This window comes from Streptomyces sp. NPDC101237 (assembly GCF_044767465.1).
In the GTDB taxonomy this organism is placed as follows: domain Bacteria; phylum Actinomycetota; class Actinomycetes; order Streptomycetales; family Streptomycetaceae; genus Streptomyces; species Streptomyces gramineus.
Window position 1 is genome coordinate 1 of sequence record NZ_JBIWNY010000017.1, and the last position, 7,608, is coordinate 7,608.

Sequence of the window (7,608 nt, forward strand, 5' to 3'; positions counted from 1 at the left end):
CGGTGTGTCGCGGCCCGCCCCCCCCGCCCCCACCCACCCCCGCCCCCCCCCCCCGCCCCCGGCGCCCCCCGTGGGGGCCCGCCCGCCCCCCCCCCCCCCCGGGGGCCCCACGGCCGGTTCGTGCGTTCCGGGCGCGGACCGCGCGCCTCCGCCGCCCGGAGGGTGTCCCTCGAACGGCCGGAGTCCGGGCGGACCCGGCGGGGCGGCTCCGGCAGGGCACCTCATCAGGCACGACGCCGACCGCGCGGAAGGTGGCCGGTGACGGCGGGCGGCCGAGCGGTTGCAGCCCGGCACGGGTGATTTCACGGTGGGCAGCAAGATCCGATGCGCATCGAAAGGAACACCCATGCGTGCTCTGCCCGCACGGCGTCTCGCGTCCACCGCGCTCTGCGCCCTTCTTCTGGCCGGGATCACCGGGCCGGCGGCCGTTGCCGCCGGCCCGGCCCACGAGCGCGGCCACGCGAGGTCCCAGGCGCCCGTCCCCGGTGCCGACGCGCTGCTCGCCCAGGTCAAGTCGCTGGGCGACCTCGGAGCCGTGCTCAAGCCGGTCACCGACCTGCTCGACACCGTGCTCGCGGCGGACAACGGTCAGCTGACCCCCGATCAGGCCGGCCCGCTCGGCGACGCCGTGAAGGCGGCCATCGCCCAGGTGACGGCGGCGGCCCCGGCGGCCTCTCCCGCCGCCGCGGCCCCGAGCGCCCCGGCCCTGCCGTCGACGTCCGCCCTGCCCGCGGCCCCCGTTCGGGCCGCGTTCCCCGCGCCCGCCGCCGCCCAGGCCAAGGGCCTCGGCGGCGCCCCCGCCGCCAAGGACCTGACCGGCGACGCGCTGAAGGCGCTGCAGAGCGCGGTCGACGCCCTCCTCAAGGCCGCCACCTCCGGTGACCCGGCCCAGGTGCCGCCGGCCGCCACCGCCGTGGTGACCGGCCTGGTGAACCTGCTCGCCGCGATCCTGCTCGGCGGCGGCCTGCCCGCGCCCGACCTGCCGGGGCTGCCGAGCCTGCCCGCCGCGCCGAGCCTGCCGGCCACCCCGTCGCTGCCGGTGCCCACGGGCTGACGGCGCCCACCGGCCGACGGCCCGGACGGAGGGCTTCGGCGCAGGCGTCCTTCGGGGATCTCATATGTCTTCCGAGCACGGGGTTTCCGGCCCGCCGGGACATCGTTAGGCACGGCGTCAGAAACCCCTGGTGGCTTCGTTGCGTGGCTCGCGCCGCCGAAAGTCGCCGAAGAAAGGAACACGATGAAGTCCCTGAAGGCTGCCGCTGTCGTCGCCGGTTCCGTGGCTCTCGCCGGCTTCGCCGCGCCCGCGTTCGCCTCGAACAACGCCGACCTGACGCCCACCAGCCTCAACGGCGCGGTCGACACGATCACCAAGAGCCCGCTGACCCTGGACCAGGCCATGCCGCTGAAGCACCAGTCGGACGCCCTGAACACCGAGAACAAGGGTTCCGTGCTCCACAAGGTCAAGCGGACCACCGGCGCCGTCAACCAGCACAACCCGCTGCTCGGCGGTCTGCCGCTGCAGAGCTGACACCCGGCGGGACCGCTTCGGGGGACGCCGTGACGGCGTCCCTCGTTCGTGTGGCCGCGCCGCCGGCTGTCCGCCTAACGGGTGAGCGCGGGCCCGGACGCCCCGCGACCCGCCGATATGGTCGCGCGGTGACCTCAACCCCCAGCGACACCCGCCCCTTCCACCCCGCCGACCTCGGCACGGTCGCCGTGCTGGCCTGGAGCGGCGCGGGCCCTGACGGCAGCGACATGGCCTACCTGCTGGCCTACTCCCTCGGTGACGCGGCGGGCGGCGCGCAGGCCACCTCCGCCGCCGTCGAGGCGCTGCTGGAGAACAACGGGCTGCCGGTCGGCGGCGACCTCGTCGACGGCACCGCCCGGCCCAGCCTGCCGGTCACCCTGCTGGTCGAGTCCGGCACCGCCGTCCTCAACCTGGCCCCGCTCCACGCCCAGTGCCAGGCGCCCGAGGAGTGGCTCGCGGCCGTCGCCGAACGCGGCTACGCCTACCTGGTGTTCACCACCCGGCCCTGGCCCGCGGGCGAGCCCGGCAAGCCCGTCGAGGCCGACGCGCTCAAGGACTTCGCCGGAGCCGACGAGACCCTCACGGCCGCCGCGCACGTCGTGCTGCCCGCCCGCAGCCTGCGCGGCTGACGCCGGCGGTTCCCGCCCGCGCCCGGATGCCCGCGGACGTTCCTCGCCGAGTCCACCCGGACGCTCCCGCCGCCCCGCTCGCGGCGCCGGGCCGGAGGGCCGCGCGTCCGGTCGCGGTGGTGCGGCGTCCGGTTCCCGCGGTGCGGCCGGATGGCGGTGGGGCGGTGACCGGGAGGCGCCTTCGACGGTTAGCGGTGGCGACAGCGATCGGTGAACCGTACGAGGAGTGAGCATGGTCGTCGGAGTGGGCGGGATCGCGGTGGGCGCGGAGCCGGGGGCCGGGCGGCCCGACAGAGCCGGGGCGGGCGGACCCACGCGGCGCGAGGTGGCCCGCGGACTGCTCGCCTCCGGGGCCGCCCTGGCGCTCGCCCCGGTCGTCGCCGCCTCCGCCCCGGTGCCCCCGTCGGACGGACCGGCGGGCACCTCCTTCGACGAGACGTACCGGGGCCGCCGCATCCGCGGTGTCCTGGTGCCGGCGAGGGGCCGGGCCGCCGACGGGGACGAGTGGCAGGTCACCGTGGCGGGCCGGCCGCTGCACCTGATGCGGCGGGCCGACGGCACCTGGCTGAGCATGGTCGACCACTACAGCTCGTACCCGACCCCGCTGGCCGCGGCCAGGGCGGCCGTCGACGAGATCGGTCCCGGGCAGCGGCTGCGCGACCTGGCGCCGGGACCGATGGGCGGGGGGCATCAGCACATGGAGGCCGGCCATGGCGTACGTGCGTAAGGACGTCGGCAGGCTGACGGCCGGCGAGCGCAAACGGCTCGTCGACGCCTTCCTTGAGGTCAAACGGCGGGGCGAGTACGACGAGTTCGTGCGGATGCACATCGACCACTACACGGCCGACGGCGAGCGCGGACTGCGCACCGCCCACATGGCGCCCTCCTTCCTGCCCTGGCACCGCCGTTTCCTGCTGGAGATGGAGCGCGCCCTGCGCCGCGTGGACGGGTCGGTGACCGTGCCGTACTGGGACTGGACCAAGGACCGTACGGCGTCCTCCGTCCCGTGGACCAGGGACCTGCTGGGCGGGAACGGCCGGGCCCGGGACCAGCAGGTGACGACCGGGCCGTTCGCCTACGCGGCCGGGCACTGGACCATCAAGGAGGGCATCACCGACGGCGAGTTCCTCGCCCGCGACCTCGGGCGGGCCCGCGACCCGATCGCGCTGCCCACCAGGACCCAGCTCGCCCAGGCCCTCGACGACCCGGCGTACGACGTCGCCCCCTGGGACTCGACCGTCGGCCGGGGCTTCCGCAACAAGCTGGAGGGCTGGGGGGCGGGCAGCGGCAGCGCCTCGTGGCGCAACCACAACCGGGTGCACCGCTGGGTCGGCGGCGCGATGCTCGGCGGCGCCTCCGTCAACGACCCCGTCTTCTGGCTCCACCACGCCTTCGTCGACCTGCAGTGGGAGCGCTGGAGGGCCCGGCACCGGGGACAGCGCTACCTGCCGGCGGCCGCGCCCCGCCGCGGCGACCCGCAGTACGGCCGGGTCGTCGCCCGCGGCGAGAAGCTGCCGCCGTGGAACGACACCCCGGGATCGCTGGAGGACCTCAGCCGGATCTACCGGTACGCCTGAGACGTCCCGGACACGGGAAGGGCCCCGGCACCGAGGGTGCCGGGGCCCTTCCATGGTGGAGCCTCAGCTGCCGTAGCCGCCGTTCTTGCCGTCACCGGCCTTGAGGTGACCCTCGTTGGCGCAGGTGTTGCCGAACGCCGGGTTCAGCAGGCCGATCACGTCGATGGTGTTGCCGCACACGTTGACCGGGATGTTCACCGGGACCTGGATGACGTTGCCGGACAGCACGCCGGGCGAACCGACGGCCTCGCCGTTGGCACCCGCGTCGGCCAGGGCCAGGCCGGCCCCGCCGATCACCACAGCACCGGTGCCCAGGGCGACGACGGCGGCCTTCGCGATGCGAGACATCACGTTCTCCTTCTTGTTGCTCGGGGAGTGCGGCGGCAGACCAGCCGTCGCACTCCCCGTTCAACGCCACGGCCTGCGGCTGGTCACGCCGATCACGGAACGATCACTCCAAGGGCCCGGCCAGGGACGGCCGCCGTGGCGGGCGGCCGTCAGGAAGAGGGGGGCGTTCCGCGCCGTGCTGCCGTCACGTCTCGTGCGGCCGGCGTGGGGGAGACGGGCGCGGGCCTGAAGCGCGGCCGGTGCCGCCTCAGGCCGCCGCCAGCGTCGACCGGTACCAGCGTTCCGCGCGCCGGAAACAGCTCGCGAAGCCCGCGGCGGGCGGTTCGCCGAGGTCGGACCAGAGCGCGTCCGCCTCGAAGAAGTGGTCCGTGGTCAGGATGTCCAGGGTGTCGGGCGGGACGCCCTTCGCGGCGAGGATCGCCTTGGCGCCCTCGACGGTGAGGTTGTCGCGCGGCCAGGTGATCCCGGCGCACTCGGCGACCGCCCGCAGCGCGCTGGCCACGGTGACCGGCACGGGATGCGCGGCGTGGTAGATCCGCGAGGTCAGCGCGGCGTCCGGGGCGAGCGCCGTGGCGACCAGCAGCCGGGCCAGGTCCGGTGCGGTGATCACCGACGCCCGCGCCGGCCACCCGGCCACCACGCCGGGCAGGGCGCGCAGCAGCCGTGCCAGGTGGGGGCCGACCCACAGGTCGCCCTCGCCGAAGACCAGATGGGGGCGGAGCACCACACCGCCGGCGGCGAGGACGGCGTCCTCGGCCGCCGCGCGGGTGCGGGAGGTGACGGAGCCCGGGTTGCGGGCCAGTTCCTCGGGACGGGAGCCGCGGAAGGTGCCGCGGCCGTAGACGGAGGCGGTGCTGAGCTGGACGATCCGGCGTACCCCCGCGCGCCGGGCCTCGTCGACCAGCGCCGCCGTACCCCGCGCGTTGACGGCCTCGTTCGCTTCCGCGCTGCCGCCGATCTGCGAGGCGCAGTGCAGCAGTACGTCGACCCCGTCGCAGACCCCGCGCAGCGAGCCGGGGTCGGTCAGATCCGCGGCCACGGTCCGCACTCCGGAGCAGGAGCGGGACACGGACCTGCGGTGGGTCATGAGCCTGAGCTCGGCGCGCCGCAGCCGCGCCTCGTGCGTCACATGCGCCCCGACGAATCCGGACGCGCCGGTGATGAGGATGGTGGGCACGGGGACTCTCCCGGAAGGCGGTCGGGGTCAGCGGACACGGGGCCGCAGGACGAGTTCGGCGGTGAAGACCGTCTCCTCGCGCTGGCTGCCGCGCACCCGCACCAGCAGGTCGCCCGCGGTGCCGTACGGCTCGGGTTCGGCGGTGATCCAGCAGGGCGCGTCCAGCTCGGCGTACCGCACGAACTCGCTGCGCATGCCGAGCAGGAGCGCGCCCGGTGCCCTGGTGCGGGCGTGCGCGGCCTGCCGGGCGGCCTCCAGGAGGAACATGCCGGGTATGTGGTCCACGGGGTGGTCGAAGTAGGTCGGGTGCGCGGTGTCGACCCGCAGTTCCCAGCGGTCGCGGTCGCCCGGCGCGGGCTCGCCGAGGACCACGTGCAGGGGGCCGGCGTGGCCCACGAGCGCCGGGTCGAGGGCCGGCGGCGGGGTGCGGCCGGTGGTGGGGCGTTCGCCGCGCATCCGCCGGTACACGTCCGGGCTCATGCAGCGGAACGCGGCCGAGGCGGTGGCCCGGGCGCCGTTCTCGCGGACCACCGTGACGTCGTAGCGCATCTCCCGCAGTCGGCCCGCGCGGCGGACGACGTCGCGGCAGACGGTGTGCATCCGGACGTCGGTGGGGGTCGCGTCCGCCACGAGCAGCTCCGGGTCCGTGGTCACGGACATGTCAGACATGAGGAACTGGTGGCCGAACGGCACGTCGAACTCGGCGTGGGCGAGCAGGGAGCCGATCTGACGCACGGACTCGATCAGCAGCATGGGGTCCTGGTAGCCCCGGACCGGGGCGAACAGGGCGTGGCAGCGGGGCCATTGGGCCCGGACGACGAAAGAGGCGTCGTCGTCGGCGGCGCGGGCGCCGTCCCGGGCGGTCGGCTCGTCGGGCTCCCACCCGGTGAGCAGAACTTCGGAAACCGCCGCGCGATGGACATACTCCCGCGGCACAGTGGTGGTCAGTGCGGGCAGCAGGGGCTTGGGCGCGGAACCACGGTCGGTGAGGTGCGGCATGTGCAGCGCTCCTGTCGGTATGACGGAAGGGGGCAACAGGCCGTACGTCGGCAGCTACCCCCCGTGGCCGACGTTCTAGCCACAAGATACAGACAGGTCGGTCCGGTTTCGCAAGGCCTGAGTGAATTTCTTGGCTCAGTTGGGACGTTTGCCCAGAGGGCTCTTCCTTGATCATGACTGATTTGCCGGACTTGCCGATGTAAAGGCTGGGGGTCGGTATGGTTTCCGGGGCGGGCATAGTCCTTGGACAAGTCTTTCTTCAGGGTTCATGTGCGGAGCCTGGCCTACCACTTGTCCGGTAATCCGACGAAATTGCAGCTCACGATGGTGTGGAGAACCGGTGAGCAGCGCGCCGCGCCGCCCCAGCAGGCCAGTTGACAATCAGACAAGTCTGTTTGGTACGGTCTGCTGGTGAACCCGCAGTCCCAGATGACGTGGATGTGCCTCAGGGGGAACTGATGAACCGGCAGTACGCGGATCTTTTGGCGCCGTCACCGCGGCGGCACCGCTCGCACGGCCCGGTCGTCCCGGCCGGACACCCGGCCTGTCCGACTCCCTCGTACGGCGTGCCACAGGCGGGAGCCGTCAGCGTCCTGGTGGTGGAGAGCGACCCGCGCGCCGCCGACCCCCTGATCCAGGGCCTGGTCCGGCACGGCTACACCACCCACGGGGCCACCACCGGCGCCCAGGCGCTGCGCGGTCATCCCCAGGCCGACCTGGTCCTGCTCGACCTGGACCTGCCGGATCTGGACGGCCTGGAGGTGTGCCGCGGCATCCGCGCGGTCAGCGACCTGCCGATCATCGCGGTCAGCGCACGCGGTTCGGAACTCGACTGCGTGCTCTGCCTCCAGGCGGGCTCGGACGACTACCTCGTCAAGCCGTACGGCTTCCGGGAGTTGCTGGCCCGGATGGAAGCGGTGCTGCGCCGGAGCCGGGGACCGCGGCCGGAGCCCGCGGCGGCCGGCCGGGTCGTCACCCACGGGCCGCTGCGCATCGACCCGGGCGCCCGCACCGCCACCCTCGACGGGCGCCAACTCGACCTGACACGCAAGGAGTTCGACCTCCTGCACCTGCTGGCCTCGCAGCCCAGCACGGTGATCCCGCGCCGCCAGATCATGGCGCAGGTGTGGGAGGACGCGTGGTCCCCGCGCGGCCGCACCGTCGACACCCACGTCGGCACCCTGCGCGGCAAACTGGGCGACAGCGCCTGGATCGTGACGGTCCGGGGCGTCGGCTTCCGGATCGGCGACCCCACCGGGCCGGGGGGGGGGGGCCGGGCGGGGCCCGCGCGGCGCCGCGCGGCGCGGGGGCGCGGCGCGCCGGGGGCGGGCGCGGGGCGGGCCGCCGCGG

The 7,608-nt window shown here is 74.7% G+C and carries 9 protein-coding genes; 6 read left to right on the plus strand and 3 right to left on the minus strand.

The window, feature by feature from the left end:
• The first annotated feature begins 346 nt into the window (after positions 1-346).
• From ACIRQ9_RS24950 to ACIRQ9_RS24970, 5 genes are all read left to right on the plus strand, one after another.
• Entirely contained in the window at positions 347-1,054 is a 708-nt protein-coding gene (locus ACIRQ9_RS24950; protein ID WP_404177494.1) for a hypothetical protein, read from the plus strand.
• A gap of 183 nt (positions 1,055-1,237) precedes the next feature.
• Positions 1,238-1,528 (plus strand): hypothetical protein, encoded by a 291-nt coding sequence (locus tag ACIRQ9_RS24955; RefSeq protein WP_404177497.1) that lies wholly within the window; start codon positions 1,238-1,240, stop codon positions 1,526-1,528.
• A 128-nt stretch (positions 1,529-1,656) separates the two neighbouring features.
• Positions 1,657-2,157 carry a DUF5949 family protein gene (locus ACIRQ9_RS24960; RefSeq protein ID WP_404177500.1) on the plus strand — a complete coding sequence of 167 codons (501 nt, stop codon included), beginning with the start codon at positions 1,657-1,659 and terminating at the stop codon, positions 2,155-2,157.
• Between the two features lie 232 nt (positions 2,158-2,389).
• Positions 2,390-2,884 (plus strand): tyrosinase family oxidase copper chaperone, encoded by a 495-nt coding sequence (locus ACIRQ9_RS24965; protein ID WP_404177503.1) that lies wholly within the window; start codon positions 2,390-2,392, stop codon positions 2,882-2,884.
• Positions 2,868-3,734, plus strand: coding sequence for a tyrosinase family protein (locus tag ACIRQ9_RS24970; protein ID WP_404177506.1), 867 nt, complete (start codon positions 2,868-2,870; stop codon positions 3,732-3,734). The genes ACIRQ9_RS24965 and ACIRQ9_RS24970 overlap by 17 nt, the downstream gene beginning before the upstream one ends.
• A gap of 63 nt (positions 3,735-3,797) precedes the next feature.
• On the opposite strand, the gene ACIRQ9_RS24975 is transcribed toward ACIRQ9_RS24970, so the two are convergent.
• The 3 genes from ACIRQ9_RS24975 to ACIRQ9_RS24985 form a co-directional block, all read right to left on the minus strand.
• Positions 3,798-4,082 carry a chaplin gene (locus tag ACIRQ9_RS24975; RefSeq protein ID WP_404177509.1) on the minus strand — a complete coding sequence of 95 codons (285 nt, stop codon included), beginning with the start codon at positions 4,080-4,082 and terminating at the stop codon, positions 3,798-3,800.
• Positions 4,083-4,329: 247 nt separating this feature from the next.
• On the minus strand, positions 4,330-5,259 hold the full coding sequence (locus ACIRQ9_RS24980) for an NAD-dependent epimerase/dehydratase family protein (protein ID WP_404177512.1): 930 nt from the start codon (positions 5,257-5,259) through the stop codon (positions 4,330-4,332).
• A 27-nt stretch (positions 5,260-5,286) separates the two neighbouring features.
• Positions 5,287-6,258: a ScbA/BarX family gamma-butyrolactone biosynthesis protein gene (locus ACIRQ9_RS24985; protein ID WP_404177515.1), complete on the minus strand. Its 972-nt coding sequence runs from the start codon at positions 6,256-6,258 to the stop codon at positions 5,287-5,289.
• Between the two features lie 458 nt (positions 6,259-6,716).
• Here ACIRQ9_RS24985 and ACIRQ9_RS24990 point away from each other — a divergent pair.
• Positions 6,717-7,608 (plus strand): response regulator transcription factor (locus ACIRQ9_RS24990; protein ID WP_404177518.1); only part of this gene is annotated, 892 nt, incomplete at its 3' end.

Bases quoted from the DNA above. Each gene is read 5' to 3' on its own strand.
- ACIRQ9_RS24970 (WP_404177506.1), top strand. From the start codon at position 2,868: ATGGCGTACGTGCGTAAGGACGTCGGCAGGCTGACGGCCGGCGAGCGC.
- ACIRQ9_RS24985 (WP_404177515.1), bottom strand. From the start codon at position 6,258: ATGCCGCACCTCACCGACCGTGGTTCCGCGCCCAAGCCCCTGCTGCCC.
- ACIRQ9_RS24965 (WP_404177503.1), top strand. From the start codon at position 2,390: ATGGTCGTCGGAGTGGGCGGGATCGCGGTGGGCGCGGAGCCGGGGGCC.
- ACIRQ9_RS24950 (WP_404177494.1), top strand. From the start codon at position 347: ATGCGTGCTCTGCCCGCACGGCGTCTCGCGTCCACCGCGCTCTGCGCC.
- ACIRQ9_RS24975 (WP_404177509.1), bottom strand. From the start codon at position 4,082: ATGTCTCGCATCGCGAAGGCCGCCGTCGTCGCCCTGGGCACCGGTGCT.
- ACIRQ9_RS24955 (WP_404177497.1), top strand. From the start codon at position 1,238: ATGAAGTCCCTGAAGGCTGCCGCTGTCGTCGCCGGTTCCGTGGCTCTC.